The 26,806-nt window shown below is 72.7% G+C and carries 26 protein-coding genes and 1 pseudogene; 11 read left to right on the top strand and 16 right to left on the bottom strand.

Translation table 11 applies throughout. The annotated features are described in order from the left end of the window. From M8C13_RS43425 to M8C13_RS43395, 7 genes and pseudogenes are all read right to left on the bottom strand, one after another. A pseudogene (locus M8C13_RS43425) lies at positions 1-1,275 on the bottom strand (hypothetical protein); the annotation flags it as partial. Continuing rightward, positions 1,272-1,664: a hypothetical protein gene (locus M8C13_RS43420; RefSeq protein ID WP_252486695.1), complete on the bottom strand. Its 393-nt coding sequence runs from the start codon at positions 1,662-1,664 to the stop codon at positions 1,272-1,274. The gene M8C13_RS43420 and the pseudogene M8C13_RS43425, both read right to left, overlap by 4 nt. A 2-nt stretch (positions 1,665-1,666) precedes the next feature. Then, complete coding sequence (locus tag M8C13_RS43415; RefSeq protein WP_252486694.1) at positions 1,667-2,101, bottom strand: YbaB/EbfC family nucleoid-associated protein; 435 nt, start codon at positions 2,099-2,101, stop codon at positions 1,667-1,669. Positions 2,102-2,182: 81 nt separating this feature from the next. Continuing rightward, a complete protein-coding gene (locus M8C13_RS43410) occupies positions 2,183-3,724 on the bottom strand; it encodes a hypothetical protein (RefSeq protein ID WP_252486693.1) in 1,542 nt (513 codons plus the stop codon). Positions 3,725-3,727: 3 nt separating this feature from the next. Further along, positions 3,728-4,297 (bottom strand): hypothetical protein, encoded by a 570-nt coding sequence (locus M8C13_RS43405; RefSeq protein ID WP_252486692.1) that lies wholly within the window; start codon positions 4,295-4,297, stop codon positions 3,728-3,730. 2 nt (positions 4,298-4,299) lie between these two features. Beyond that, positions 4,300-4,608 carry a WXG100 family type VII secretion target gene (locus M8C13_RS43400; RefSeq protein WP_252486691.1) on the bottom strand — a complete coding sequence of 103 codons (309 nt, stop codon included), beginning with the start codon at positions 4,606-4,608 and terminating at the stop codon, positions 4,300-4,302. A 48-nt stretch (positions 4,609-4,656) separates the two neighbouring features. Continuing rightward, positions 4,657-4,980, bottom strand: coding sequence for a WXG100 family type VII secretion target (locus M8C13_RS43395; RefSeq protein WP_252486690.1), 324 nt, complete (start codon positions 4,978-4,980; stop codon positions 4,657-4,659). Between the two features lie 184 nt (positions 4,981-5,164). Between M8C13_RS43395 and M8C13_RS43390 the strand changes: the two genes are divergently transcribed. Next, positions 5,165-7,936 (top strand): AAA family ATPase, encoded by a 2,772-nt coding sequence (locus tag M8C13_RS43390; RefSeq protein ID WP_252486689.1) that lies wholly within the window; start codon positions 5,165-5,167, stop codon positions 7,934-7,936. On the opposite strand, the gene M8C13_RS43385 is transcribed toward M8C13_RS43390, so the two are convergent. The 4 genes from M8C13_RS43385 to M8C13_RS43370 all read right to left on the bottom strand — a co-directional run bounded on the left by M8C13_RS43385 (position 7,933) and on the right by M8C13_RS43370 (position 10,090). After that, positions 7,933-8,133, bottom strand: a complete 201-nt coding sequence (locus M8C13_RS43385) for a hypothetical protein (RefSeq protein WP_252486688.1) — start codon at positions 8,131-8,133, stop codon at positions 7,933-7,935. The two genes, M8C13_RS43390 and M8C13_RS43385, sit on opposite strands and share 4 nt — an antisense overlap. Positions 8,134-8,225: 92 nt before the next feature. Then, positions 8,226-8,630, bottom strand: coding sequence for a hypothetical protein (locus tag M8C13_RS43380; RefSeq protein WP_252486687.1), 405 nt, complete (start codon positions 8,628-8,630; stop codon positions 8,226-8,228). A gap of 39 nt (positions 8,631-8,669) precedes the next feature. Next, entirely contained in the window at positions 8,670-9,695 is a 1,026-nt protein-coding gene (locus M8C13_RS43375) for a DUF1648 domain-containing protein (RefSeq protein WP_252486686.1), read from the bottom strand. Positions 9,696-9,697: 2 nt separating this feature from the next. Next, the gene (locus M8C13_RS43370) at positions 9,698-10,090 is read right to left on the bottom strand and encodes a GntR family transcriptional regulator (RefSeq protein ID WP_252486685.1); all 393 of its coding nucleotides are present in this window, start codon (positions 10,088-10,090) and stop codon (positions 9,698-9,700) included. A gap of 59 nt (positions 10,091-10,149) precedes the next feature. Between M8C13_RS43370 and M8C13_RS43365 the strand changes: the two genes are divergently transcribed. The 3 genes from M8C13_RS43365 to M8C13_RS43355 are packed head-to-tail and all read left to right on the top strand — an operon-like array spanning position 10,150 to position 14,757. Then, the gene (locus M8C13_RS43365; protein WP_252486684.1) at positions 10,150-11,025 is read left to right on the top strand and encodes a CPBP family intramembrane glutamic endopeptidase; all 876 of its coding nucleotides are present in this window, start codon (positions 10,150-10,152) and stop codon (positions 11,023-11,025) included. Further along, positions 11,022-11,951, top strand: coding sequence for an alpha/beta fold hydrolase (locus tag M8C13_RS43360; protein WP_252486683.1), 930 nt, complete (start codon positions 11,022-11,024; stop codon positions 11,949-11,951). Before M8C13_RS43365 ends, M8C13_RS43360 begins: the two co-directional genes overlap by 4 nt. Positions 11,952-11,961: 10 nt before the next feature. After that, a complete protein-coding gene (locus M8C13_RS43355; protein WP_252486682.1) occupies positions 11,962-14,757 on the top strand; it encodes an AAA family ATPase in 2,796 nt (931 codons plus the stop codon). A gap of 3 nt (positions 14,758-14,760) precedes the next feature. On the opposite strand, the gene M8C13_RS43350 is transcribed toward M8C13_RS43355, so the two are convergent. The 3 genes from M8C13_RS43350 to M8C13_RS43340 form a co-directional block, all read right to left on the bottom strand. Next, positions 14,761-15,900: an alpha-lytic protease prodomain-containing protein gene (locus M8C13_RS43350; RefSeq protein ID WP_252486681.1), complete on the bottom strand. Its 1,140-nt coding sequence runs from the start codon at positions 15,898-15,900 to the stop codon at positions 14,761-14,763. A gap of 4 nt (positions 15,901-15,904) precedes the next feature. Beyond that, positions 15,905-17,800, bottom strand: a complete 1,896-nt coding sequence (locus M8C13_RS43345) for a S8 family serine peptidase (protein ID WP_252486680.1) — start codon at positions 17,798-17,800, stop codon at positions 15,905-15,907. A 93-nt stretch (positions 17,801-17,893) separates the two neighbouring features. Further along, a complete protein-coding gene (locus tag M8C13_RS43340; protein ID WP_252486679.1) occupies positions 17,894-18,568 on the bottom strand; it encodes a hypothetical protein in 675 nt (224 codons plus the stop codon). Between the two features lie 76 nt (positions 18,569-18,644). On the opposite strand from M8C13_RS43340, the gene M8C13_RS45715 reads away from it, so the two are divergent. Further along, a complete protein-coding gene (locus M8C13_RS45715) occupies positions 18,645-21,092 on the top strand; it encodes a LuxR C-terminal-related transcriptional regulator (RefSeq protein ID WP_252486678.1) in 2,448 nt (815 codons plus the stop codon). A gap of 96 nt (positions 21,093-21,188) precedes the next feature. After that, positions 21,189-22,154: an alpha/beta hydrolase family protein gene (locus tag M8C13_RS43330; protein WP_252486677.1), complete on the top strand. Its 966-nt coding sequence runs from the start codon at positions 21,189-21,191 to the stop codon at positions 22,152-22,154. Positions 22,155-22,193: 39 nt separating this feature from the next. Here the strand turns inward: M8C13_RS43330 and M8C13_RS43325 are convergent, their stop codons facing one another. Beyond that, positions 22,194-23,135 carry a hypothetical protein gene (locus M8C13_RS43325; protein ID WP_252486676.1) on the bottom strand — a complete coding sequence of 314 codons (942 nt, stop codon included), beginning with the start codon at positions 23,133-23,135 and terminating at the stop codon, positions 22,194-22,196. Positions 23,136-23,224: 89 nt separating this feature from the next. Between M8C13_RS43325 and M8C13_RS43320 the strand changes: the two genes are divergently transcribed. Genes M8C13_RS43320 through M8C13_RS43310 form a run of 3 tightly spaced genes read left to right on the top strand, consistent with a single transcriptional unit; the run spans position 23,225 to position 25,002 of the window. Further along, positions 23,225-23,455: a hypothetical protein gene (locus M8C13_RS43320; protein ID WP_252486675.1), complete on the top strand. Its 231-nt coding sequence runs from the start codon at positions 23,225-23,227 to the stop codon at positions 23,453-23,455. Positions 23,456-23,457: 2 nt separating this feature from the next. Then, positions 23,458-23,925: a Clp protease N-terminal domain-containing protein gene (locus M8C13_RS43315; RefSeq protein WP_252486674.1), complete on the top strand. Its 468-nt coding sequence runs from the start codon at positions 23,458-23,460 to the stop codon at positions 23,923-23,925. Between the two features lie 18 nt (positions 23,926-23,943). Then, positions 23,944-25,002, top strand: a complete 1,059-nt coding sequence (locus M8C13_RS43310; RefSeq protein ID WP_252486673.1) for a serine hydrolase — start codon at positions 23,944-23,946, stop codon at positions 25,000-25,002. Here M8C13_RS43310 and M8C13_RS43305 read toward each other — a convergent pair. Further along, on the bottom strand, positions 24,947-25,861 hold the full coding sequence (locus tag M8C13_RS43305) for a LysR family transcriptional regulator (protein ID WP_252486672.1): 915 nt from the start codon (positions 25,859-25,861) through the stop codon (positions 24,947-24,949). The genes M8C13_RS43310 and M8C13_RS43305 overlap by 56 nt on opposite strands. 61 nt (positions 25,862-25,922) lie before the next feature. Between M8C13_RS43305 and M8C13_RS43300 the strand changes: the two genes are divergently transcribed. Both M8C13_RS43300 and M8C13_RS43295 read left to right on the top strand, forming a co-directional pair. Then, entirely contained in the window at positions 25,923-26,273 is a 351-nt protein-coding gene (locus tag M8C13_RS43300) for a DoxX family protein (protein WP_252486671.1), read from the top strand. A 101-nt stretch (positions 26,274-26,374) separates the two neighbouring features. Further along, positions 26,375-26,806: helix-turn-helix domain-containing protein (locus tag M8C13_RS43295; protein ID WP_374213370.1), on the top strand; the 432-nt coding region annotated here is incomplete at its 3' end.

Raw genomic sequence — 26,806 nt, 5'->3', positions numbered from 1 at the left:
CTGGCTGGGTTCGGGCTGGGGCGTCGGGGTGGGCTTCGACGGGTCTGGCTGCGTGGGGGTGGGTTGCGAGGGGTCCGGTCGCGTCGGCTCGGGGTTCGACGGATCGGGTTGCGGCGTGGTGGTTTGCGGCGGCGTGGGCTGCGACGGGTCGGGCCGGTTCGGGTTCGGTTGGGTCGGGTTGGGCTGGGGCTGGGAAGGGGTCGGCTGGGGTGACGGGCTGCGCTGGGACTGCGGGGGCGGCGACTGGTTCGAGGTGTTCGGGTCGTTCGAGGTGCTCGGGGCCGGCGCGGGCGGAGTTTCCACAGTGGACTGCGATCCGCCCGGCGTGGGACCCTCGGAACTGGTCGTGGTGCTCGGGTTCAGGTCGGGCATGGTGATGTCGCCGGGGTTGGGCAGGTCGCCGAGGTCGCCCATGTCCCCGCCGGCGCCGGAGCCGCCGCCCTTGGCGCGGTGCTTGAACTTGCCGGTGCCGCCCTCGACCATGCCCTCGATGCCGCCCGCGCTGAGGTTGTACAGCGAGGCGTTGTTCGGGTCCAGCGCGACGCTGGTCAGGTACTCGTGCAGACCACCCTTGATACCGCTGCCCAGGACGTTCTTCTCGTCGAAGAACTTCGGCGCGATCTTGTTGCCGAGCCCGCCCAGGCCGAAGCCGATCAGGCCGCCGACCGCACCGGCCTTGAGCGCGTCCAGGGTCTTCTTGGTGTCCCACTCGGTGCGGGTGCCCATCAGCATCTGCAGGCCCTGCACCACCACGTCCATGCCGACCTGGAAGATCACGCCCTGCACCACGGCCATGAAAAGCCGTTGCAGCACCTGCTTGACCACCATCCGGGCCGAGGTGGTCAGCGCCGCCTGTGCGGCCGCGGCGGCGGGTGCGGCGGTGCCCAGGCTGGCCGCGACCCAGAACGCCAGCTGGGCGATCTGCACCGCCAGCCAGACCAGGGTGGCGATGATCATCAGCTTGGCGTACTCGACCTCAAGGGCCACATCCCTCGCGCCCTTGCCGAGGTTGGCCGAGGTCTTGGCCACCGCGGGCACCGAGGCGCGGAACTTGCCCATGAACAGCCGGAACTGCTCCGCGGCCTGTCCCTGCAACGCCGCCAGCAGCTGCGCGGTGGGCGCGTCCAGCTGCGCGGCCAGCGCGGTGAGGTCGCGGTTGGCGCCGTCCCAGGCGTCGGCCAGCCTGCGCAGCTGGTCCTCATCGCCCTTAGGCCACTGGTCGCCGACCACGATCGGCACCAGCCACAGCAAGGCCCCCGGCATCTGCAGGCTCATCGGCGGCCACCCCCGCCCGAACCGTGCTGACCGCCGGTGCCGGGCTGGCTGGCCGGCGCGTCACCGGAAACCCGGCTGAGCAGGTCGCTGACCAGCTTGGCCTGTTCCTCGCCGTTGGCCAGGCCCTTGCTCATCAGGGTCACCCCGTCGCCGGTCTTGCGCAGCACCTTCGCGATACCGGGCAACGCCTCCAGGACCTGTGCCCTGGCCGGCAGGTAGTCCTTGGCGAACTGCTGGCCGATCTGGTCATCGCCCCAGCACTCGCCGACGCTGGTGATCTGCGACCGCAGGACCGCGGCCATCCGCTCGGCCGCGTCGGCCAGCTGGCTGAAACTCGCGCCTGCCTTGGCGATCGCGTCGGTGTCTGCGCCGAAGGTGCCCTGTGACATCGTCAGGCCCGCCTGTCCTCGCCCGTGGGCGTGCCGTGCTTGAGGTAGTGCCGCACCGCGTCCGGCATCGGCGGCTGTTCGGGCACGAAGGCCGCCACGCCCTCGGTGCGGAAGGCGGCCAGCATGTCCTCCTGGCCCGCGGTGAACGGGGCCAGCAGTTCCGCGACCTCGGTGGCCGCCTTGGCCTTGGCCGAGTCGATGGTCTCCAGCAGCACCGCGGCCAGCTCGCTGGGCGCCATCCGCCGGTACGCGCCGGAGGGGAAGGCCAGCTCCAGGATGTCGCCGTGCGCGCCGACGGTCACCTCCACGCTGTGCCCACCGGCGGTCGCGGTGGCGCGCACCTGGGCCAGCGCGCGCTGGATGTCGCCGAGCTTGGCCCGCTGCTCCTGGTAGCCGGCCAGCAGCTCGTCGATCTCCTGCTGAAAGGGGTTGGACATGTCGTTGCCTTCCAAGGGCCCCCGTGGCCAGCACGCGCGGTCTGGCCACGGGGGCGTGGTGTGGTCCCGGGCGGCGCCCGGTCAGTGGTGTTCGGGACGGCCGAGCACGCCTGGAGGGAGTTGGGGGTCAGCGCCCCAGACGTCCTCGTCCTCGACCAGCCAGGTGAGGCGTTCCCGTTCCTGCTGACCGCTGGGGGCGGCGCCGCCACCAGGGACCATCGGCCCGAGCGGCCCGGCGGAGCCACCCGTGCCTCCGGCGCCGGGGTAGGCGCCGAGCGGATGAGCGGCGCTACCCACTCGCGCGCCCTTGGACACCCCGGATCCGGTGAATGGAGTGATCTTTCCCTTGGGCGGCAACGGTTTCCCGTCCGGCCCCTTGCCGCCGGGCGCGCCACCGCCCATCGGCATCCCGCCCAGCGGCGGCATCCCGGCCGCGCCACCGCCACCGAACTTGCCGACCGACTTGGCGTCGTAGGGCGGGATCCCGCCCCGGCCGCCGCCACCGGTGCCGGGCGGCGGCAGGAACGGCATCGCGCCGCCGCCACCGCCACCGCCGGGCAGCGGTCCGCCACCGCCACCCCCACCTCCGCCACCGGGGAACGGCGCGAACGAGCCGCCGTTGAGGGTGGGCGGCGGCAGTGTGCCGACGCCGGCCAGGTTGGTGTTCGGGTTCTTCAGCCCGAGCTCGTCCGGGTTGACCGGCTTGGGCAGGTTCGGCCCGTCGCCGGTGGGCGGCGGCGTGACCGAGTTCGGGCCGTTGGACCCGCTGTTGCCGTTGGGCACGTTCGGGCCGTTGACGCCCTCAGGAACGTTGGGGCCCTTGACGTCGGGGGTGTTCGGTCCCGGCGGCGGCGGATCGGTCTTCGGCGGCGGGTCCGTCTTGGGCGGCGGATCCGTCTTCGGCGGTGGCTTGTCGCCGCCGTTGCCGCCGGGGTTCGGGTAGTTCTGCAGGTTCGGCGGCTTGAGCGCGGGTGCGGTGCGGTCGTAGTAGTGGTCGGCCAGGCCCTGGATGACCTTGCGCATGTCGTCGCCGGCCATCTTCGGGATGGTGTTGCCAGGCACCAGCGTGGTCTGGCTCCAGCTGGTCACCCCGTCCTTGGTCGGCGCGCCGAGCCGCTTGGCCTCGGCGACGTAGTGGTTGGTGATCAGCTGGATCTTCCACTGCGCCTCGTTGAGCCGGTTCCCGGCCTGGAACAGCTGGTCCGGCACCGAACGCTGCCCGCCGGGCCCGCCGGCGAGCTCCTCGGCGTGCGCCCGCAGCACGGTGCCGAAGCGGTCCAGGAAGCCGCGGAAGGACTGCGCGGCAGGCCCCTGCCACGCCGCTCCCTCACCGCCGACAGCCTTGGTGCTCTCGGTCACCGCCTTGTGCAGCGCCTCGAAGATGACCTTGACCTTCTGGAACTGGTTGGCCGCGTTCCACAGCGACTGCGGGGTCACGTTCTGGCCCAGCTGGGCGAAATCGGCCCCGGTGCCGCCGTCGGCGCCGCCGGTGATCGCGGACTCGATCGCCCGCCACTGCCAGCCGCTGAAGTCGGTCCGGCCGCCACTGCCGGCGCCCCCGGTCGGCTGCCACACACCGGGGTTGGTCTGCTGCGCCTCAGGGATCTTGATCTTGTCCGCCATGGCTCACTGACCCTTCGACGGCGGTGGTGGAGGAGGAGGTGGCGGCGTGGCGCCGCCCGGCAGGTAACGCCCGGCGTTGGCCAGCACCTTGCCCAGCTCGTCCGCGCCCTTGGCGTTCAGCTCCTCGGTGCTCTCGTACTTCTTGCCCAGCTCCAGCAACCCGGTGGACAGCGCGGCGAAGGCGTCGATGAGGTCCATCAGGTTCTTCTGGTACTGCCCACGCAGACCGTCGCCGTTGACCAGGCGCTTGATGTTGGCGCCCTCGGTGAAGGCCTCGGTGCCGGTGGGCCGCACGTCGATGGTGTCCAGCGCGTTCTTGGCCGTGGTGACGTGGGTCTTCCAGTCCTCGGCCGCGGCGGCGAAGCGGCGCAGCACCTCGGTGTCCACCGAGACGTCGCCGCCGCCGGATCCCCCGTCCCGCACCGTTTTCACCTCGGGCGGAGTGGGATTCTCCGGCTTGCCCTCAGCGGGCTTGTCGGCCGGGTTCTCAGTCCACTGCTTGGTCGAGGGTGGCGGCGGCGGGTCCATCGGCTGGTGCTTGCTGTACTTGGGATCGTTGTCGAGCTTGGGCATGGTCAGCGCTTTCCGACGCCGTTACCGGACCACATGTTCATGCCCTGCTGCTCCATGGCGTTGTAGTTGGCCAGGATCTCGTTGAGGGAGTTGCGCGCGTTGGCCAGCTGCACCGGCATCTGGCTGGCCGAGGCGTCCCAGCTCTGCTTGCAGGAGGTGTAGGCGTCCTTGGCCTGGCTCTGCCAGTCGGCCATGTTCTTGGTGGCGTCCTGCTCAAGCCTGGTCAGCATGCTGCGGATCTGGGTGTCGACGGCCTGCAGGTTGGCCAGCACGGCCTGGATGCGCGAGGGGTGGATGCGGAAGACGGACATGGCGAAGCTCCTGGTGATGCGCGTGCGGATGGGGGACGGTGCGGGAACTCAGATGCCGAGGTTCTGGCCGCCGAAGGGGTTGCCCGCCATCTGCTCGTTGTAGGCCTCGCCGACCTCGTAGGTGTTCTTGTTGCCGATCAGCGTCTCGTGCATGGTGTCCAGCTGGCGGGCGATGTTGCTGAAGTGCTGGCACCAGCTGTCCAGCGCGGTCTGGTACTTGCTGGAGGCCGCGCCTTCCCAGGCCGAGCGGATGGAACCGATCTCGGTCTGCATCTTGCTCAGCTGGGACAGCGAGGTGCTCAGCGCGGCCTCGAAGTCACCGGCCGCCTTCTGCATGCCCGGCGTGCTGACCTGCGTCTGCGGTGAGGTCACTGGTTCGCTCCTGCTCACTCTGCGGCTGCCGGTCCCGGTGACCGGCCGGGACCAGAGTGCGGGTTTCCACCGCTCGTAACACCGTGGAATCACCACGAGAAAACCTCTGGGCCGTTCGAGTGGCGGTGTCCTTGATCACCACTACCCGCAGTAAGCGGGTTACCCGGTGTTACTCTCCGTGGCGATGGAGCTCTGGGATCGCGGCGAGGAAACCGCCCTGCTGGCCGAGGAAGCGGAGCGGGCCCGCGGCGGGCAGTTGCGCGTGGTCGTGGTGGAGGGACCCGCCGGGATCGGGCGGACCAGCCTGCTGGAGGAGTTCGTCGCGGACCTGCGTTCGGCGACCGTGCTGCGGGCCCGGGGCACCGAGTTGCAGCGCCGGTTCGCCTTCGGGGTGGTGCGGCAGCTGTTCTCCCCGCTGCTGTGCCGCCTGCCCGAGGACCGGCGGGAGGCGCTGCTGGCCGGTGGCGCCGAACCGGTCCGCCAGGTGCTGGCCGGGGCCGAGCCGGGACCGGACGTGGTGGCGCTGGAGAACGCGCCGTTCGCGGTGCTGCACGGGCTGTACCGGCTGGCCGCCACCCTGACCCGCGAGCAGCCGCTGGTGCTGGTGCTCGACGACGCCGACCTGGCCGACGCCCCTTCCCTGCGCTGGCTGCGCTACATGCGCACCCGGCTGGCCGAGGCGCCGGTGCTGCTGGTGCTGACCCGGCGCACCGACGGGCCTGCCGAGGCCGAGGACGTGCTGGGCAGCCTGGTCACCGACCCGGACTGCGTGCTGATCCGGCCCCGGCTGCTCTCCCCCGCCGCGGTCGCCCGGATGCTGCCCGAACCCGCCGATCCCGCCCTGGCCAAGGCCTGCCACCAGATCAGCGGCGGCAACCCGCTGATGGTGCGCACCCTGCTGGCCTCGATGTCCATCGGCGACTCCCCGCTGGAGCGGGCGGGCTCGCTGACCGGCCAGGTGTTCGCGCACAGCCTGGGCAGCTGGCTGACCCGGCTGCCCGCGGCCACGGTCGCCTTCGCCCGCGCGCTCAGCGTGCTCGGCGAGGCCGCCTCGGCCGAGCTGCCCGCCCGGCTGGCCGGGATCACCGGGCCGGAGGGCCGCGCGGCCGAGGACCACCTGTGGCAGGCCGGTCTGCTGCGCTGCGACCCGGTGCTGCGCTGGAACCACCCCGCGGTGCGCGAGGCGGTCTACACCGAGCTGGCCGAGGCGGAGCGGGCCCGGCTGCACCACGCCGCGGCCACCGCGCTGCACGATGCCAGCGCGCCGCTGGAGGAGGTGTGCGCGCACCTGCTGCTGGTGCCACCCGCCGGGGACAGCTGGGTGCTGGGCACCCTGTGCGCGGCCGCGGCCCAGGCGGCCCGCCGGGGCGCGCCCGACGGCGCGGCGGAGTACCTGCGCCGCGCGCTGGCCGAACCGCCGCCCGCGGAGGCCCGCACCGGCATCGTGGTCGGCCTGGGCATGGCCGAGGCGTTCAGCAACCCCGCCGCCGGGGTCGACCGCCTGCTCGAGGTCTTCGACGAGGTCACCGACCCCAGGCTGAAGGCGGCCATGGCCGAGGTGCTCTCCGACGCGCTGGCCCGCCTGACCCGCCACGACGAGGCGATCGCGATGCTGGCCAGGGCCGCCGACGAGGTCGCGCCACTGGATCCCGACCTGGCCAACACGCTGACCGGGCGCAGGCTGATCGTGTCCATCAGCGAAAAGGAAGGGCCGGCGCGGGTGAAGCGGCCCGGCGCCGACCTGCCCGGTGACACCGCGGGCGAGCGCTGCCTGCTCAGCGCGCTGGCCTTCGCCTCGGGCATGGGCGGCGACCCGGTGGCCGAGGCGGCCAGGCTGGCCGGGCTGGCCATCCCGCGCACCACGGCCGAGCTGACCTCGCCGCTGGCCGGTCCGGTCAGCCTGGTGCTGACCTGGACCGAGCAGCTGGACGTGGCGGTCCGGTTGTGCGACAAGGCGATCGCGGAGTCCCGGCGCACGCACGCGCTGCTCAGCCTGGCGCTGTTGTTGTCCCACCGGGCGCAGCTGGCCCAGTTCACCGGGGCGCTGTCGGCGGCGCTGAGCTACGCGGAGTCCGCGCTGGAGATGCTGCCGCTGGAGCAGTGGGGCTACCTGGGCACGGTGCCGGTGGCGGTGCAAAGCGACCTGCTGATCGAGCTGAACGAACCGGAGCTGGCCCGCCGCCGGATGATCGCCGCCGAGCTGGAGCACACCTGCGACCAGGGTTTCGCCGGCGCGTTCTACCAAACCGTGCGGGCCAGGGTCCGGATGGCCTGCGGCGAACCGGCCGAGGGCCTGGCCGACCTGCTCACCGCGGCCGACCACCTGCGCGAGTTCGGTTACGAGAACCCGGTGATGCTGCCCTGGCGGGTGTGGGCGGTGGAAGCCCTGCACGCCCAGGGCCACCACGCCAAGGCCGCCGAGATCGCCGCCCAGGCCCTGGCCAGCGCGCACCGCTGGGGCACCCCCCGCGGCCTGGGCACCGCCCTGCGCCTGACCGGCCTGACCCGCCGGGGTGCGGAGGGCGAGGCCAACCTCCGCGAGTCGGTCGAGTTGCTCAGCGGTATCACCGCCCCCCTGGAACTGGCCGCCAGCCTGCTCACCCTGGGCGAGCTCCGCATCGAGACCGAGGACATCCGCGGCGCCCGCACCGCCCTGCGCCGCTGCCTGGAGGAAGCCGAACGTTGCGGCGCGGTCCGCCTGGCCGAACTGGCCAGGGAACGCCTGGTCGCCACCGGCGCCCGCCCCAAGCAGACCCCGGCGGCAGGCACCGCGGCACTCAGCTCCGGGGAACGGCGGGTGGCCGAGCTGGCCGCGGGCGGGTTGAGCAACCGCCGGATCGCGGAGGAGCTGCACCTGACCATGCGCACAGTGGAAACCCACCTCAGCGCCACCTACCGCAAACTCGGCATCCCCAACCGCACGGCCCTGCGCGCCCTGCTCGGCCCCGGTTCTTAGGCCCAGGCGGCGGGCGACATCCGGTCGAGCAGGTCGCAGCGCAGGTCCAGCGCGGGCAGCTCCTCCCGCAGCCGGGCCATGAAGCGCTCTTCCTCGGCCTGGTAGGAGTTGCGCAACCACAGGATCATCCAGGTGAGCAGCCCGCCGACCACGAGCAGGCCACCGACCACGATGATCACAATCCACAGTGGACTCATCGCGCGTTCCCCGCCACGTCCGACCAGTCGGCCCAATCCTGCCGCACGGGTACTGGCCGGTCGCCAACGCCTCAGCTCACAACAGAAGTCGCCTACAAGCCGTGGAACCTCTTGACGAAATCGTACTGTTCAGCCAACGTTCCGACGTCGCCAGGGTCAGCCGGAGCGAAAACGTCAACAACTTCCTTTTCGGCATCCGGCTGATCTTCCTGCAACACGTAGGCTTCCCTTCCCCCGCTCCACTGCTTCAACAAGCCTGACGGAAACACATTCACCCTCGCGCCCTGGCAGGCCAAGAGCTTCCCGGTCGACTCCAGGTGTTCACGAAGATCCATCAAACACTCAAGAAGGTCAGCACCGCGAAACTCAGCCCGCTCGCCATCAGGGAGCTCAACCAGAATTCGCTCAGTTCCCGAATCAGGCAACCAGATGGACAGCGGCGAAATGTCGCCACTCTCGTCAACCGCCACCAGTTCGATACGCTCACCCAGGCTCATCACCGAAGTCTAGGACCAGGGAGACCTCGCCGTGCGGCTTCAGCTGGGCAGGTCGACCACCCCCAGCGAGCTCAGCGTCGCCAGTACCACCACCGCTCCCACAACGGTCCAGGCCAGCGGATTGCCCAGGTTCAGCGTCCAGAACATCCCCACCCGCCGGTGCACCAGTAGCGCCGGATCGCGCCGGTTGACGTACACCATCCCGGCCGCATGCCAGTACCGGTCGTCATCCCGCCGCAGCGGAGCAGCCTCCTCCTCCCCAGCCTCCGCCGGAAGGCGGTGCCCCGCCTCACCAACCCGAACCGCGAAGTACACCCAGCCCACCAGCGCCACGCCCAGCGGAAGGTACGCCAGCGCGGTGACCCAGCCGGAGTCGGCGAGCATTCCCCACTGCCGCAACGCGTTCACCAACAAGCTGGCATCGGCACAGGCCGCGGATGCCAGCAACAGGCGGGCCAGTCCAGCCAGGTAGACGCGGTAACGACGGGCCGAGCCAGCTGGACGCTCGGGGTCGATTTCCGGGCGGGCGCGCAGGATTCCCGCTGTGGTGAGCAGCACCAGGGTGATCAGCAGGAGCTGGGCGGTGACCGGGGCGAGGGTGTGGCCTTGGGACAGGGCGAGCGCGGCGGTGGTGGCGGTGATCAGCAGGGCGGGGGTGAGCCAGGGCCAGGGCAGGCGGACCGGGTTGGTGCGCAGGCCGACATCAGCGGTGTTGGCGCTGCGGGTTCCGGCGTTGAAGTCCTTTTCCTGCTTGGTCTTCCGGACTTCGCCAGCGGCCAGGAGTCCACAGAGGACGCTGGCGGCCACGACGGGGAGCAGGGTGAGTTCCGGGCTGGGAGCCCAGTCGGTCCACAGCCAGGTGCCGAGCAGGGTCACGGCGGCGACCGCGCCGATGGCGAGCACCCGGTGTCCGTGGCGGCGGTGGCTGGCCTGGATTTCCGGGTCGGTGGCGCGGGCGGCCGGGATCCGGACGCCGAAGGGCAGAGTGGGCCTGGCCAGCCGTGGGGCGGACCAGGTCGCGGCGGTGATCACCGCGATCACCAGCAGGTCGAGCAGTACCAGCATGGTCAGTCCTCCTTGTCGCGGAACGTGGCGAGCACCTCGCCACACCGCCGCAGCACTTCATCGGCCGGCATTCCCTGCACCGCGGCCTCGGCCAGCAGGGTGCGCAGGCGGGTTTGCCAGGCCTCGGCGAAGCCCGGTTCCGGGGGGCCGGTGCCGGGGTCACGGCGCACCACCGCGCCGCTCTTGCGGTTGATCCGGATGACCCCTTCCCGCCGGAGCAGGTCGTAGGCCTTGTTCACGGTGTGGAAGTTGATCGCCAGGTCGGTGCCCAGCTGCCGGGTGGAGGGCAGCGGGCTGCCTTCGGCAAGGGCGCCGTCGGCGACGGCTTCCACGATCCGGTCCCGGATCTGTTGGTAGATCGGCACCTCGCTGTCGAGGTCGATGGTCAGCTGCACGCGGTTGAGTCTATCTGTTATATGTAATCTATAACAGATGACCAACTGAGGGGAAGTGCATGCGGCACATCTGGGTGTTTCTCGCGGTGGCCTTCGGGGCCACCTGGCTGTGGTGGACGCCTGCCCTGCTGGGCGTGCGCCTGCCGACCGGGGTACTGGAGTCGGGCTCGATGGTCCTGGTCGCGCTGGCCACCTTCGTCACCCTGCGGTGGTCGGTGCGACCGGCCTCGATACCGGCGGCGACCGCGCTGGTCCGCCCGCGCCGTCCCCGGTGGCTGCTGGTCGGGTTGCTGCTGATCCCGCTGGTCAACCTGGGCGCGCTGGGCCTCGGCTGGCTCACCGGCGGCTACCGGGTCGACCTGGCGGACTTCTCCGGCCTGCGCGCCCTCCGCGCCCCGGACACCCTGGGCGCCACCGGTGTGCCGTGGGAGCTGATCGGCACCATGCTGGGCACCGGTCTGCTGTTGTTCGTGCTCACCCTGCCGCTGATGTGGTGCGAGGAGTGGGGCTGGCGCGGGTTCCTGCTGCCCCGCCTGCTGCCGCTGGGCACCTGGCCCGCGCTGCTGTCCTCCGGCGTGATCTGGGCGGTGTGGCACCTGCCGATCTACCTGATGCCCGGCGGCCGTGAGCTGTCCGGACTGCTGCCGTTCCTGGTCCAGGCCGTGCTGCTGGGGGTGCTGTTCGGCTGGCTGCGGCTGGTCTCCGGATCGGTGTGGCCGTGCGTGCTCGCGCACGGCGCCAACAACGCCATCGCGCCGATGTTCAGCGCGCTGTTCATCGACGTCGGCCAGCTGCGCACGCCGAACCTGGCCGCCCAGGTCGGGTTGTCCAGCTGGAGCGGCTGGGTCGCGCTGGCGGTCGCGGTCGGTGTCTGCGTCAGCGTGCGCAAGCTCGGGAACAGTCCCGATCGCGCTGCCTACCGTCAGCCGGCATGAGACTTCTGAGTGCATCGGCCGCGGTGCTGGTGGCGCTGACCAGCGCACCGGCCCTGGCCGCCGCGCCACCCCGGCTGACCCTGCCCGGCGGCGTGCAACTCCCTTACCACGCCAGCCATTCCCTCTCCGGCGCGAGCGAGCCGACCAGCGCGGTGGTGGTCGTGCACGGCACCGGGCGCAACGCCAAGGGCTACTACGACCGGATGGTCTCGGCCGCGGGCGGGGCCGCGCGGCGCACAGTGATCATCGCGCCGCACTTCCAGACCAAGGACGACCGGCCGGCGCGGCGGGACGCCTACTGGGCCAACGGCGGCGCCCGCTCCTGGAAGGACGGTGGGGACGCCGAGCAGCCGCGAGGACTGAGCTCCTTCACCGCGATGGACGAGCTGCTGCGGGTGCTCGCGGACAAGGGCCGCTTCCCCAACCTCGGCCGGATCACCCTGGTCGGGCACTCCGCGGGCGGGCAGTTCGCGCAGCGCTACGCCGCGGGCAGCGGGGCGGCGGGTGAACTCGGGATCGAGGTCGGTTTTGTCGTGGCCAACCCGTCCTCTTACCTGTACCTCAACCCGCGGCGGCCCCTCGACGTCGGGTCCTGCCGCGAGTACGACGACTACAAATACGGGTTGCAGCGCCGCAATCCCTACCTGGCCAGGTCGAGTGCGGAGCAGCTCCGCGGCTGGTACGGCGCACGCCGGGTGACCTACCTGCTGGGCGAGCGGGATACCGAGCGGGACGGCTCGCTGGACACCGACTGCCCGGCTGAGGTGCAGGGCCGCAACCGGTTCGAGCGGGGCAGCGCCTACTTCGCCGCGATCCAGCGGCAGTTCCCCGCCGCGCCGCACCGCAAGGTGACCGTGCCGGGGGTCGGCCACGACTCCGGGGGGATGTTCAGTTCGGCGCAGGGCAAAGCGGTCATCTTCGGGTAGTTTCTGATCGGTGGACGAGGGTCGGGTGCTCGGCGGTCGCTGCCCGCCGCTGGTCGGCCGTGGACCGCAGGTCGCCGCGCTGCGGCAGGCCGTGGCCGCGCCGCCGGTGGTGCTGCGACTGGAGGGCGAGGCCGGGGTGGGCAAGACCCGGCTGCTGGCCGAGCTGAGCGCGCCGGGGCGGGTGCTGCTCTCCGCCGCCTGCCAGCCCTTCCGCGAGCCGTTCCCGTTGGCGCCCTTGGTGGACGCGGTGTTGTCGGTCCCGGTTCCGTTGGGCGGCAACGCCTTGCTCGGCGCGCTGGCCCCGCTGCTGCCGGAGCTGGCCGACCGGCTGCCGCCCGCGCTGCCCTCCCTCGGCGATCCGCGGATGGACCGGCACCGGCTGTTCCGGGCGTTGCGGGAGCTGCTGGCCGGGGCGGGCCCGGCGGTGCTGGTGCTCGACGACCTGCACTGGGCCGACGAGCAGACCGTGGAGTTCCTGCGGTTCCTCACCGGACACCTGCCCGAGCGGTTGGCGCTGGTGGTGGCCTACCGGCCGGGCGAGCTCGATCCGGAGGTGCGGGCCGCGCTCGGGCCGGGGACCACCGTGCGGCTGGAACCGTTGACCGACCGGCAGACCGCGGCCATGGCGCTCGCGATGCTGGGCGGCGGCCGGGTGCCCGCGCAGGCGCGGGAAGCGTTGCAGCGCCGAACCGGCGGGGTGCCCTTCGCCATCGAGGAGGTGGTGCGGGACGCGGCCGAACGGGGTGGCCCGCCGTGGGCGGAGCTGGCCGGGGAACGGGTGCCGGCGAACCTCCGGGAGGCGATCGAGCAGCGACTGGCCAGGGTGCCGGCCGAGGTGCGCGCGGTGATCGGGGCGGCCGCGGTGTTCGGCGCGCCGGTGCGGGCGGCGGAGCTGTGCCGGGTGGCCGAAGCCGGCGCCGAGGCGCTGGCCGCGGCGGTGCGCTCGGACCTGCTGCGCGAGTCCGCTGACCGGTACCGCTGCCGGCATGAGCTGGCCGAGCAGGCGATCCGGCTGACCCTGGACAGCGCGCAGCGGCAGCGGTGGCACCGGCGGATCGCCGAGGTGCTCGCCGAACGGCCGGAACCGTTGCCGCACACCAGGATCGCCCACCACCTGCGTGCCTGCGGGGACCTGGCCGGGTGGCGGGAGCACACCGAGCTGGCCGCGGACCGGGCGGTGGCGGTGGGCGATCCGGGCGCGGCGGTGGCCGGTCTGCGGGCGCTGCTGGCCGAACCGGTGCGGGAGCACGGATCCAGCGAGCGGCTGGCGGTGAAGCTGGGGCGCACGGCGGTGGACGGGCTGGACGGGACGGCCACGATCGCGGTGCTGCGCGAGGTGCTGGCCGGAGTTCCGCTGCCGCCCGCGGTGCGTGGTGAGCTGCGGTACTCCCTCGGGCTGCTGCTGCTCAACCAGGCCGGTGAACCCGCGGCGGGCTACCGCGAGCTGGAGCAGGCGGCCGGCGAACTGCGGGGGCCGCGGCCGGAGCTGGCGGCGCGGGTGATGGCCTCGCTGTCCAACATCCACGCCGGGCACCAGCACCTGGACGTGCACCTGCGCTGGCTGGCCGAGGCCGAGCGGCTGGCCGAGGCGCACACCGATCCGGTGCACCACCTCGCCTTCGCGGTGAACCGGGTGACCACGCTGCTCACCTGCGGCCGCCCCGAGGCCTGGCGGCTGGCCCCGGACCTGCTGGCCGAACCGGTGGATCCGGCGCTGGGCCGCCACCACATGCGCGGCTGCCTGAACATCGTGGACGCCACCGCCTGGCTCGGCCACTACCGGCAGGCCGACCGCTACCTGGCGCACGGGCGGGAGCTGGCCGGGAAGTTCAGCGCGCCCTACACCGAGGAGCAGCTGGCGGTGGCCGAGATCCTGCTGGCCTGGCTGCGCGGGGACTGGACCGGCCTGCTCCCGCGCGCGGCGGACCTGGTGGCCAAGTACGCGGGCCTGCCCAGGATCGCGGTGGAGTGCAGGCTGGTCGAGGGCGCGCTGGCCGCCGAGGCGGGCGAGCCGGACCGGGCGCTGCGGCTGTTGCGCGAGCAGGAGGCCGCGGCCCCGCCGGTGGCGGCCACCGCGAGCGCGATCGTGGCCGGGGAACAGCTGCGCCGGGGTTCGGTGGCCGCGGCGGCGGAGAGTGTGGCCGGCGCGGTGGAAGTGTTGCGGCGCACCGGGATGTGGGTGTGGGCCAGCGAGATCACCCCGGTCGCGGTGGAGGTGCTGTGCGCGGCAGGCCGGTCCGGGGCCGCCCGGGAACTGCTGGCCGAGCACCGGCAGGGCATCGAAAAGCGGGACTGCCCGGCCTCGGCCGCCGCGCTGGAACTCGGCGAAGCGATCCTGCGCGGCCGGCAGTCCGAAGTGGACGGTGCGCTGGCCGGGTACCTGGCCGCCGAGGAGCTGTTCGCCGCGCTGCCCCGGCCGTACTGGCTGGCCCGAACCCGTTTGCTGGCTGGGGAATGCGCGGGCGACGCGGCCAGGGTGCGGGCGGCGGCCGAGGACTTCGCCGCGCTCGGAGCGACCCGCCGGGTGCGGCAGTGCGAGAAGGTGTTGCGGGACCTCGGCGGGACCGGCCGCAGGCGCGGGCGGCCCGGGTACGGCGACCGGCTCTCACCGAGGGAGCTGGAGACGGCGGAACTGGCCGCGCTCGGCCGGACCAACCGGCAGATCGCGGCCGCGCTGGAGCTGTCGGTGCGCACGGTGGAACAGCACGTCGCGCACGCGCTGCGCAAGCTCGACCTCAGCTCGCGGCACGAGCTGGCCAGGCTGTTCGGGGAACGGGGTGGGGCGCCGCGCCGCCCCACCCCGTGATCATCAGCTCGCCAGGGTGAGCCCCCACTTGCGCAGCGCCTCGTTGACCGGCTGGAAGATGGACTGGTTGCGCGCCCCGCCCGGGTAGCAGGAGGACAGCCCGCCGGAGTGCACCCCGATGGCCTTGTCCCCGGCCAGCCAGGCGCCGCCGGAGTCACCGGCGATGGAGCAGGCGGTGGTGAAGCTGAGGCCCTCGATGACCACCGTCGGGTAGACCACGCTCTGCCCGGTGGCGGTCACCCGGCCGCACTGCCACCGGGAGGCCACCCCGGAGTGGCAGACCGCCTGGTTGACCAGTGCCTCGGCCGTGCCGGACACGGTGACCGGGGCCGCGCCCCAGGTGTTGACCGAGGTGGTCACCGACCAGCCCGGCTCGGTCAGCGAGACCACGCCCATATCGCCTTCGCGGTTGAAGACGCTGCGGCTGCCGCCCACGTTGGAGGTGCCGACCCGCGGCCCGCCGTAGCTGGCGTAGGCGGGCTGGTCGCGGTCGTTGGTGCAGTGTCCGGCGGTGAGGAAGTGCTTGCCGCCCTGGGCATCGGTGGCCCCGAAGCCGACCGAGCAGTTGCCCTCGTAACCGGGGATCCAGGGATCGCCCGGCCGGATCCGGCCCTGCTGCGGCACCGGAGCCTCGGCCGACTCGCTGACCTGCGCGCCGAGCGCGCGAACCCGGTCCAGGAACGGCTGGGTGGCCGCGGTCCGCGCGGTGGTGTTGATCCGCACGACCACGGTGTTGGCCACCGGGTCCACGCCCCAGCCGGTCAGCCCGGCAACGCCCGGCGCGGCCAGCTCCCGCACCGACTCGTCCATCCGGTCCAGGTCCGCGGCACTCCGGCTGACGGTGACCGGCCGCGCGCCCGCGGCGCGGACCAGCGCGGCGGTGCGCTCCTCGGTGACCGCGACGCTCAGGCCGCCGGTCTGCTCGTCGAACCACTGGCCGGCAAGGCTTTGCCGCACCTCGGCGGGCAGTCGTTCGGCGATGCGCTGGGCCTCGGCCTGCTGGGTGAGTCTGGTCTGCGCCTGTGCCGGGGTCAGCTGGAGGTCCCTGGCCAGGGCCGCCACCATGCTCCCCTCGGCCTGGGCCGGAGCGGACGGGGTGGCCATGCCGATCATCAGTCCACAAAGGACAGTCATGGTACGCATGCCGTCACGCCTTCCGGTGAGTGATGCGGAGATCGTCCACGCCGGCCTCGATCAAGCTGCCGCCCGCGGCATCGGCGGCCTCGACCACCACACGGATCGTCTTGCCAGCGAAGGAAGATAGGTCCGCCTTGGCGCTCTGCCAGCTGGCCGCGGTGCCGGCGGTGCCGGTCTTCTGCTCGAACACCACACTGCCGCTGTCCCCGGCGAGCACCCTGATCCGCAGGTGGTCCGCACCGGCGGAGTTGGCCAGGTGACCGAGGAAGTACTGGCAGGACAACGTGATCCGGCCACCGGCGGGCAGCTGGATCGGCGCGGAGGTGAGGCTGCTGACCCCGCCGTCCAGATCGTTGTCACCGACCGCCGCGCCCGCGGCGGCCCCGGTGACCGCGGCCCGCGACCCGCTCGGCGTGCCGTCGGGCTGCATCACCAGCCCGGCGTGGCTGGTGCCCTGCGGGTCACCGACCTCGAACCGGCCCGCGGTGGCGGTGTCCGCGCCGCCCACGTTGCCGCTCCACCCGGTGGCCCGCTCGAAATCCTCGGTGTACACCGGGGTTTCCGGGCCGGGATCGGGATCGCTGCCGGAGACCGCCTTGAGCGCGTTCGCGATGCCCTCACCGAAGTGCGAGTTGCGCGCCGGGGTGCCGGTGCAGCGGCTGTCCCCGCTCGGGCACGGGGTGTCGATCGCCTGTGCCAGCAACAACTTCCGCAGCTCGTCCGGCCCGGCGCCGGGATGCGCGGAGGCCAGCAGCGCGGCCACACCCGCGGCGTGCGGCGAGGAGGCCGAGGTGCCGTGGAAGGTGGTGTAGCCGTTGTTCAGCCCGGTGGTGTTGATCATCGCGTAGCCGTCGCCGCCGGGCGCGGTCAGCTCCACGGTGTTCAGGCCGTAGTTGGAGTAGTAGGCCAGTTCCTTGCGGGTGTTGGCCGCGGTCACCGACACCGCGTTCGGCAGGTCGCCGGGCAGGAACAGCCCCTGCTCCTGGTCCAGGTTGGTGCTGTTGTTGCCCGCCGCCGCGACGGTCAGCGTGCCCTTGCTGTGGGCGTGGTCCACCGCCCGCCGGACCGCCTCGATCACCGCGTCCTGGTCGGGATTGGTGGTGTGGTTGAACATCCACGGGTCGACGTAGTAGCTGTGGTTGGTCACCCGGAATCCGCGCTCGGCCGACCACATCAGCCCGCAGACCACGTTCTCGGCGTACATGTAGCCGGTCGGCTCCATCACCTTGACCGAGGCCACCCGCACACCGGGCGCGACGCCCACCACGCCCTTGCCGTTCTTGGCCGCGGCGATGATCCCGGCCACCGAGGTGCCGTGCCCGGCGGCGGGGGCGTGCGCGTCCGGCTCCCAGGCCCCGGCGGCGGTGTTCGGCTTGCCGTACAGGCAGGACACCGAGTTGGCGGCATCGAAGTTCTCCCGCAGGTCCTCGTGGCCGCCCTGGACGCCGGTGTCCAGCACGCCGACGGTGACGGCGCGGCTGCCCGGGTTGACCGCCCAGGCCTGGTCCGCGCCCAGCTGCTTCATGTTCCACTCGGCCGCTTCGGCCGGCCGGCTGATCGCCGCGCCCAGCTGCGGTTCGAGGTACTTCCGCGCCGCGCCGCCACCGGCTGGCACGTCCGAGTCGCGGGTCTGACCGACCTTCTGCACGCCGCTGGCCGCACGCAGTTTCGCGGCGAAGTCAGTGTTCCCGGCGTGCGCGACCAGCACGCCGATCGGCGGGTACGAGTGCTGCACCCGCCCGCCGTTGGCCACCACCGCCTTGGCGACGTCCTCGGTGCCGCCCGGCGCGGTGAGCACCAGGTAGGCGCGCACCCCTTCCGGTGCGGCGGTGGCGGCCGGGGCGAGCGCGGGCAGGACCGCGGCCACGGCGAACAGTGTGAGCCCCAAGACGCAGGGATGTCTCATGCGAGCCCTCCTCAACAGGAACTGTGCGAGGAGGACCATCCCGGCCCTGGGGGCAGGCGTTCAATCAGCGGCGCTACCTACCGAATTCCGGCACTACGCAGGAAAACCCACCAGGTCCCGCTGACTCCGCGGGTTGATCTCGTAGTGGTCGTCGTACTGCCCGCTGAACCCGGTGACCAGCACCCACTGCCCCGGCGCGAACCCGCCAGGGTCGATGCCGGTCTGGGTGTTCACGAACACGGTCAGCTCACCGGAACCGTCGTCCACGAACAGCTTCGCGCCGTAGGGCGGGTCGTTGAGCACCGGCTTGGTGACCTTGGCCAGCACCCGCACCAGGCGGCCCTCGCTGGACTCGTCGACCTTCGCGGTGGCCCGCCACTCCGGCCGCACCGGCATGCCGGGACCGCCCACGGTGACCGCCTCCGGACCGGCCGGGACCACGGTGAGCAGGCCGGAGGCATCGGTCAGCACCCCGGTGGCGCGCACCCGGCGACCGGGGCGAACGTTTAGGTCGGCCTTGAGCTTGAGGTAGATGCCCGCGGTCCGGTCCTGGATGGCGAAACCCTTGTCGAAGAAGCTGGACTCGAACGCGCCGGAGGGGGTGGTCACGGTGCCGGCCACGGTCACCGTGCTGCCCAGCGGCAGCGCGCGGGCGGCGGCGATGGACCCGGACGGGGCGGCCTGCGCGGGGGCCGCGGTGAGGCCGAGGGCGAGCACGGCGACCGCCACCAGGCGCGGGAGCACACTCTTGCTGGACAGGGTGACCAACTCCTTTCAAGATTCGCCGCTCATCATGGCGCACTTCCCGGCCCCGGCTAGGATTCCCGGCGAGGGGGACCAAGCTGTGCGGATCTTCGGTCGGGACGAGTCGCTGCGCCTGCTCGCCGAGACCCGCGGCGGGCTGGTCCTGCTGCGCGCCGACCCCGGCATGGGCGTGAGCACGCTGCTGGAAGCCAGGGTCGCGGCGGCGCGGGCGGACGGGCTGCCGGTGCGCCGGATCCCGGTGCTGCCCACCGGCCGCACCCCGCTCTCCGGCGGCCTGCCGGACTGGCCGGAGCCCGGCGTGGTGGTGCTCGACGACCTGCACCGCGCCGACGACGCCACCCTGCTCGCCCTGCACGAGCTGGCCGACCGCGCGCCGCTCGTGCTCACCGGACGTCACCGCGGCGTCACCCCGGCCCGGTTCGCCGCGCTGGACCGGATCGGCCTGGTGCACGACCTGGAAGCCCTGGACGCCGACGCGGTGCGCGCCATGGCGGGCGACCACCCGCTGGCCGAGGCCGCGGGCGGCAACCCCTGGCTGCTGTCCCGGCTGGCCGCGCCGGACCGGGCCGAGCAGGTCACCGCCTGGGCCACCGAGCTGGCCTGGCCGGACGGCACCCTGCTGCGCTACGCCGCGCTGTTACCCGAACCGGTCACCGTGGACGAGCTGGCCGCGGTCACCGAGCTGACCGCCGCCGAGGTGCTCACCGGGCTGGGCAGGCTGCGCGGGCTGGGCCTGGTCACCGAGCGCGCCGGGCAGGTGCGGCTGCGGCAGCCGCTGGTGCGCGCCGACCTGGCCACCACCTCGGCCGGGCTGCGCGGGCAGGTGGCGCGGGCGCTGGCCAGGCGGGGCAGCGCGCCGGTCGCGGTGGCCGAGGCGCTGGCCGGGCTGCCGGTGACCACCTGGACGGTGTCCTGGCTCATCCGGCATGCCGACCAGCTGGCCGCCCGGCCCACCCCGGCGGTGGTCGAGCTGCTGCGCGAGGTGGTGGCCTGGCTGCCGCCGGGCGCGGCCAAGCTGCACCCGCTGCGCGCCGCGCTGGCCGAGGCGCTGCTGTGGTCGGGGCAGCTGGCCGAGGCCCGCCGGGTCGCCTCGGCCGGGCTGGTCACCAGGGTCGCGTTGCCGCTGCGGCAGCGGCTGCGGGCCACCCTGGCCAGGGTCGGGCTGGCCGAGCTGGACCCGGCCGCGGTGCTCGCCGCACTCGGCCCGGAACGCAGGGACGGGCAGCTGGCCGCGATCGAGGCCTTCGCCTGCCTGCTCGCCGGGGACCTGGCCGGGGCCGGGGCCGCCTTCCAGCACGCCGAGTCCACCGCGGCCGAGGACCCGGTGGTCGCGGTGGCGCTGCTGAACTTCCAGGCCATCGGCCGCCTGCTCACCCGCGACCTGGCCGGGGCGCTGGAGATCCTGGAGCAGGCCGAGGCATCCCTGGACATCGAGGTGGCCGATCCGGCGCAGTGGCTGCTCGGCCGCCTGGTCCGCGGCACCGTGGAGGACCTGCGGCAGGACCCCTCGGCGCTGGCCACCCTGGCGGCGGCCCGGCCGGTGGCCGCCACACTTGGCGCGGGCTACCTGGCCTGGCACCGCACCGCCTGGGCGCTGGCCGCGTTCAACCAGGGCCGCTGGGACGAGGCCCTCGCCGAGATCGAGGCGGCCCTGACCATGCCGGAGGAGGCCTACGGGATGGCCCGCCCGCTGCACGGCCTGGCCGCGATCATCCACATGCACCGCGGCGACCTGCCCGAGGCCCGCGAGCAGGTCCGGCGCTGCGAACAGGCCGAGTGCCGGGGCGTGGCGGTGTTCTACGAGCACAACTCGGTCACCGCCCGCGCCATGCTCGCCGACCTGGAAGGTGACTCCGAGCTGGCGCTCCAGCTGGTGCGCACACTGGCCGAGGGCGGCGTGGGCGTGCACCACGGGCACGCGGTCACCGGCGTCGGCGCGCGGGTGGTGCGGATCGCGGTCAACGCCGGTGACAAGGAGCTGGCCGCCCGGATCGTGGCCACCATGCAGCGCTGGACCAGCGACGACTCGGTCGGCCAGCGCGGCGTGCTGCTGTACTGCCAGGGCATGGTCGACGGCGATGTGGACCTGCTGCTGGCCGCGGCCAAGGAGCTGGCCGACGGCGGCTCCGCCATCGCCGCCGCCCGCGCCGGTGAGGACGCGGCCAGGGTGCTGGCGGCCTCCGGCGAGCCGGAGGCCGCCCGCGCCGCCTACCAGGAGGCGATCGCCCACTACACCGGCCTGGCCGCCACCGGCGACATCAACCGGGCCACCGCCGCCCTGCGCGCGCACGGCGTCCGCCGCGGCGCCACCGGCCCCCGGCGCAGGCCCAAACACGGCTGGGCGGCCCTCACCGACGCCGAGTACCGGGTGGCCGCCCTGCTCGCCGAGGGCCTCAGCAACCGCGAGGTCGCCGACCGCCTGGTCATCTCGGTGCGCACCGTGCACTCGCACGTCTCCCGGGTCCTGGCCAAGCTCGGCTACGCCACCAGGGTCGAGGTCGCCCTCGGCTTCAAACCGCGAGACTGATCAGCACACATACCGATGTTTTCCGGCGGCCGGGCTGCTGTGCTGGCGGCCTGACACCGCACGGGGTGGTGCGGGTCATCGAGGGGAAGTCGAAACATGCGAAAAACGATCCTGCTAGTCGTCGCGGCGCTGGCCGCGACCCTCGTCGGCGCTCCGGCGCAGGCGGCGCCCGCCTGGCGGCCGGGGTTCACCTCCGGCGACGGCATCGACGTGCTCAACGTCAACCACACCACGCCCCGCACCTCCGTGGTGAGCATCAACACCGGCGCGGTGGACAAGAACACCACGCACTTCCGGCAGTCGCACGACGTCATGGTCACCCTGCCCGAGGGCCACAACCCGAACCTGGCCTACCCGGTGCTCTACCTGTACCACGGCCGCGGCCAGGGTCCGGGCAACTGGCACCTGGAAGCCAACGTCGAGCAGATCACCGCCGGGTTCCCGTTCATCGTGGTCACCGCGGAGGCCGGCCGGGCCGGGTGGGCCACCAACTGGGTCAACCAGTCCGCAGGCGTCCAGCAGTGGGACACCTTCCACCTGGACCAGCTGATCCCGTTCATCGACCGCAACCTGCGCACCATCCGCGAGCGGGAAGGCCGCGCCATCGCGGGCTTCTCCATGGGCGCGTTCACCGCGATCCGGCACGCCGTGCACCGGCCGTGGCTGTTCCGCATGGTGGTCGGCCTCTCCGGCGGCTACAACCTGGAGGACCCGCGGATGCGTGCCGCGGTCACCGGTTCCCTGCCGCTGGAGGGCCTGCCCGCGGACGGCCCGTTCGGCGGACCGTTCGACGGCTCCTGGGGCTTCAACAACCCGTGGCACCGGGTGAACGCGCTGCGCGACATCCACACCGTGATCTACGGCGGCACCCAGCACCACGACCAGCTGGAGGCGCAGGCGCACCGGCTGACCTACGAGTTCCACCAGCACCTGCTGGCCAACGGCATCAACAACAGCTGGATGGTCGAGTACAACTGCGCGCACAACATCGTGTGCGCGGGTGAGCAGGGCCTGCGGCGCGAGCTGCCGGTCATGCGGGATGTGCTGTGGGGACCGAGGTAACCACTGCCCAGCCCGGCTGACCCCGGCACCGGACCGGGGTCAGCCGCGACCGGGCGCAGCCGTGGCCCCGGCTGCGCCCGGTTCGGTCAGCGTCTCCAGCCACCGCTCGTACTGCGGTGCCAGCGCGGCGATCCGTTGCGCCAGAACAGCATTCTCCCCGGTCACCACCGGGAGCTGAAGCCCGCCGACCCCGCGCGCCAGCTCCACGGCCGCCGTCGCCGCCCGCGTCATCCCCAGCAGGTCCAGGCAGGTCGCGGCATCCCCCAGCCGCCGCGCGCCGAGCCGGATCGCGAAGTGCGCCAACAGGTCCCGCACCTCCGGCGCCAGGCCCTGGCTCGCCAGCTCGGCCAGCCGCAGCAGCGCCGCCGACCCGCCCAGCGACCCCGGCGGCATCTCCACCTCTGCCCGGCCGCTCAGCCAGCGCACCGCCCGCGGCAGCGACTCCCGCAGCGCCACAACGGGATCCACCACCCGCTCCCGCACGAAGCCGGTCCGCATGCCGAACGGCGCGTCCACGTACTCCACCGCCTCCGCCCGCCAGGCGGCCAGGAACGCCTTGGTGGGCAAGGTCGCGTACGGGTGCCCGTGCGGATCGTGCAGCAGCACCTCCTCCTCGGTCGCGGCGAGCACCAGCACGTAGTGGTCGCCCCCGCCTGCCGTCTGGTAGGCCAGCAATCCCATGTCCACCGGCCCGGCCAGCACCGGTTTCCCGGCCGCCAGCAACCGGTCCAGCGCCTCCCGTTCGCTGCCGCCGCTGTGGTGTTCGCAGCGCCAGCCCAGCGCGGCCACGGCATCGGCCACGCCGAGCTCCGGATGCCAGCCGTACGGGTCGAAGTACGGCGTGCGCCCCGCCACCAGCTGCACCCCGAACGGCGCGCCGGTCAGCGTCTCGATCACCGCGGTCGGCGGGGCCTGGTCACCGAACATCATGGCCAGGCAGTGGGTGTAGCAGTAGGGGCCGGAGCCGAGGTAGGTCGTCATGGGCGCAGTACAGCGGCTGACACGGTGTCAGGGTCAACGCCAGCAACCCAAGTTGACTAACCCGGACTTAGTCAACTACGGTTGCTTGCATGCCCGAGGCGCAGATTCCCGTTCCCGAGTCCTCCGCCGACCGGCTGGCGGCCGTGGTGGCGTTGCGGCGCTTGGCCGATCAGCTGGAGGACGCCGCGGTCGAGCAGGCGATGCGCACGGGCTGGAGCTGGCCGCAGGTCGCCGAGGCACTCGGGGTCACGCGCCAGGCCGTCCACAAGAAGCACGCCAGGCGGCTCATCGCCGCGGGCGTCAGCCTGAGGAGACGCTGACGGTGAGCGCGATCGACCACTACCTCAACCGGATCATCGAACAGGGCGGCCGGCACGCCAAGGCCGAGGGTTCGGCCACCATCGAGGCCCAGCACCTGCTGCTGGCCATCGCCGCCGAGCCCGACCCCGGCGCCCAGGACGTGCTGGCCGAGGCCGGTCTGGACCAGGCCGCGATCCGGGCCGCGCTGGACCGCGAGTTCGAGCACAGCCTGAACGCGGCCGGGGTGTCCAGCACCGCCTTCGACCTGACCGCCAGCCCGGACCAGGAACGCCGCACCACCGTGGGCGCGTCGGCGAAGCTGGCCCTGGAGCGCGGTTTCGCCGGGGTCAGCCGCAAGAAGGACCTGCGCCCGGGACACCTGCTGCTCGGCGTGCTGGCGGCCGAGGTCGGCACTGTGCCGCGCGCGCTGGCCCTGGCCGGGATCAACCGCGCCGAGCTGGCCGAGCAGGTCCGCGGCCGCATCAGCTGACACCCGGGGAGGACTGCCATGCACACCACCACCGCACTCCAGCAGGTGCTGGACCGCGCCGTGTCCGAGGGCGGCGTGCCCGGCATCCTGGCCGAGACCCGCCGCCACGGCGGGGTCTGGTTCGGCACCGCGGGAGTTGCCGATACCAGCACTGGGGGTAAGCGCTTACCAGAGCACCGTTTCCGCATCGGCAGCACCACCAAGACCTTCGTCGCCACCGTGCTGCTGCAACTGGCCGCCGAGGGCCTGCTCGGCCTGGACGACACCGTCGAACGCTGGCTGCCGGGCCTGGTGCGCAACGGATCCGCGATCACCCTGCGCCAGTTGCTCAACCACACCAGCGGCGTGTTCAGCCACACCGACGACCAGCCCGCCCTGAGCGCCAAAGAGGGTTACACCCCAACGGAACTGGTCGCCGTCTCGATGGCGCACGCCCCGCTCTACTCCCCCGGCGCCGGCTGGAACTACAGCAACACCAACTACGTCCTGGCCGGGCTGGTCATCGAACAGGCCACCGGCCACACCCTTGCCGAACAGCTCACCAGCCGGATCACCGCCCCGCTGGCGCTGACCGGCACCTACCAGCCCAGCCCCGCCGACCACACCATCCGGGGCCCGCACTCCCGCCACTACACCAAACTGTTCCAGCCCGACCTTTCCGCGCCCACCCACGACGCCACCGAGCTGGACCACACCCCGTTCTGGGCCTCCGGCGACATGATCTCCACCGCCGCCGACCTGACCCGCTTCTTCCACGCCCTGCTCACCGGCGACCTGCTTCCGCCTGCCTGGCAACGGGAACTGCTCACCACGGTGCCCACCGAGAACTGGATCCCGCACGCCGCCTACGGCCTCGGCATCTCTTCGATCCAGCTGCCCGGCGGCACGGTGTGGGGCATGGGCGGCGCGATCTTCGGTTCCTGGTCCTACACCTACGGCAGCCGCGACGGCACGCACGTGGTCGCGGTCAACATCAACGGCGACTGGGCCAACACTGCCGACACCTCGCCGCTGAGCATCCTCACCGAGGCGATCTCGGCGGAGTTCCCCGCACCGAGTCCAGGCAGCACTGGATGAACTCCCGCACCACCGGATCCTCGTCCGCGGCAGGCGTCCACGCCACCCCGACCTCGCTGGGACTCACTCCGCTGACCGGCCGGTAGACCACCCCGGGCCGGGCATAGAACCGGGCATTGGACTCCGGCCCCAGCGCGATGCCGTAGCCGTTGGCGATCGCGGTCAGCCAGTCGTCCGGCTGGTCGGTCACCGCCCCGACGCGCACCGGATGCCCCTGCCGTTCCTCCGCCGCCAGCCAGTAGTCCCGCCAGCGACCGGTCTCCGCCGGCGCGGCCACGAACGGCTCGTCCAGCAGCTCCCGGAAGTCGATCACCTCCCGCCCGGCCAGCGGATGCCCGGCGGCCAGCGCGATCCAGCGCGGCTCGCTGAACAACACCGCCACCCGCAACGCCTCCTGCTCCGGCACCGGCAGCCGCAACAACGCGACATCGACCTCCCCGTCGGCCAGCCCGGCGGTCGGGTTGGACCAGGCGGCCTGCCGCATGTCCACCCGCCAGCCGGGCCTGCGCCTGCCGAACTCGGCGATGATCTCCTGGGTGGCCTCGTTGGCCGCACTGGCGATGAACCCCACCCGCAGCACCCTGGCCGCCCGACCCGCCGCGACCCTGGTCTCCCGCACCACCTCGTCCCACCCGGCCAGCACCGAGGGCACCCGCGCCGCCAGCGCCCGCCCGGCCTCGGTGAGCGCCATCCCGTTGCGCGAGCGGAGGAACAGCGGCGACCCGAGCTGCTCCTCCAGCCGCCGGACCTGCTTGGTCAGCGCGGGCTGCGAGACGAACAGCCGCTCCGCCGCCCGGCTGAGGCTGCCCAGCTCGGCCACGGCCGCGAAGTACCGCAGCAACCGGGTGTCCACATCCATTCCACAAGGTTATAGACGCAGGTATTGGACGCACACCCCCGCCACCCCCAAGGCTGAACCCATGTCCGTCGCCTACCTGCTGGTCACCCTCACCACCATCGCGCTCAACACCGCCGCCGCCCTCGCCGACTTCACCAAGGCCAAGTTCGTCCTGGCCAACTCCGCCGAGCTCAACCTCCCGGCCTCCTGGGTAGCGCCGCTCGGCGCACTCAAAGCCGCAGGCGCCGCCGGCCTGCTCCTCGGCCTGCTCGGCCACCACGCCATCGGCCTGGCCGCGGCCACCGGCCTGACCCTGTTCTTCCTGTGCGCCAACGCGATCCACCTGCGCGCCCGCGTCTACCACAACATCGCCGCCCCGCTCGCCTTCCTGGCCCTGGCCGCCGCCACCCTCACCCTGGACCTGCTCCGCTGACCCTCCGGGCGATCTTCCGGGCAGCCCCCGGTGCACCCCGCTGACAGCGGCACCGGACTCCAGCACAATCGGCCGCCCCGGCACACACGCGAGGAGGCTTCGTGGGGCGCCCGGAACACCCCGTCAACCCCACCGACGGCCCCCTCCCCGCCTTCGCCCACGACCTGCGCGCCCTGCGCGAAAAAGCAGGCAGCCGCAGCTACCGCACCCTGTCCCGCAAAGCGGGCTATTCGGCCTCGGCCCTGTCCGCGGCCGCCCGCGGCCTGGAACTACCCACCCTGGCCGTGACCCTGGCCTACGTCGGCGCCTGCAACGGCGACCCGATCGAGTGGACCCACCGCTGGCGGGAACTTTCCTCAAAACTCGCCACCACCACCGCACCCAGCCCCGCTGCCCCCGCACCCAACGCCGCCTCATCCACCGCCGCTCCCCCGCCCAACGCCGCCCACTCCACCGACTCCCCCACTCCTCCCCCGCACTCGTCCCTCCCCACCCCCGCCGCTCCTCCCGCGCGAAACCTCGCGCCCTCCCCC

This window comes from Crossiella sp. SN42 (genome assembly GCF_023897065.1).
In the GTDB taxonomy this organism is placed as follows: domain Bacteria; phylum Actinomycetota; class Actinomycetes; order Mycobacteriales; family Pseudonocardiaceae; genus Crossiella.
Note: the sequence above shows the minus strand (reverse complement) of the source record. Positions and strands in the feature narration are given on the sequence as shown.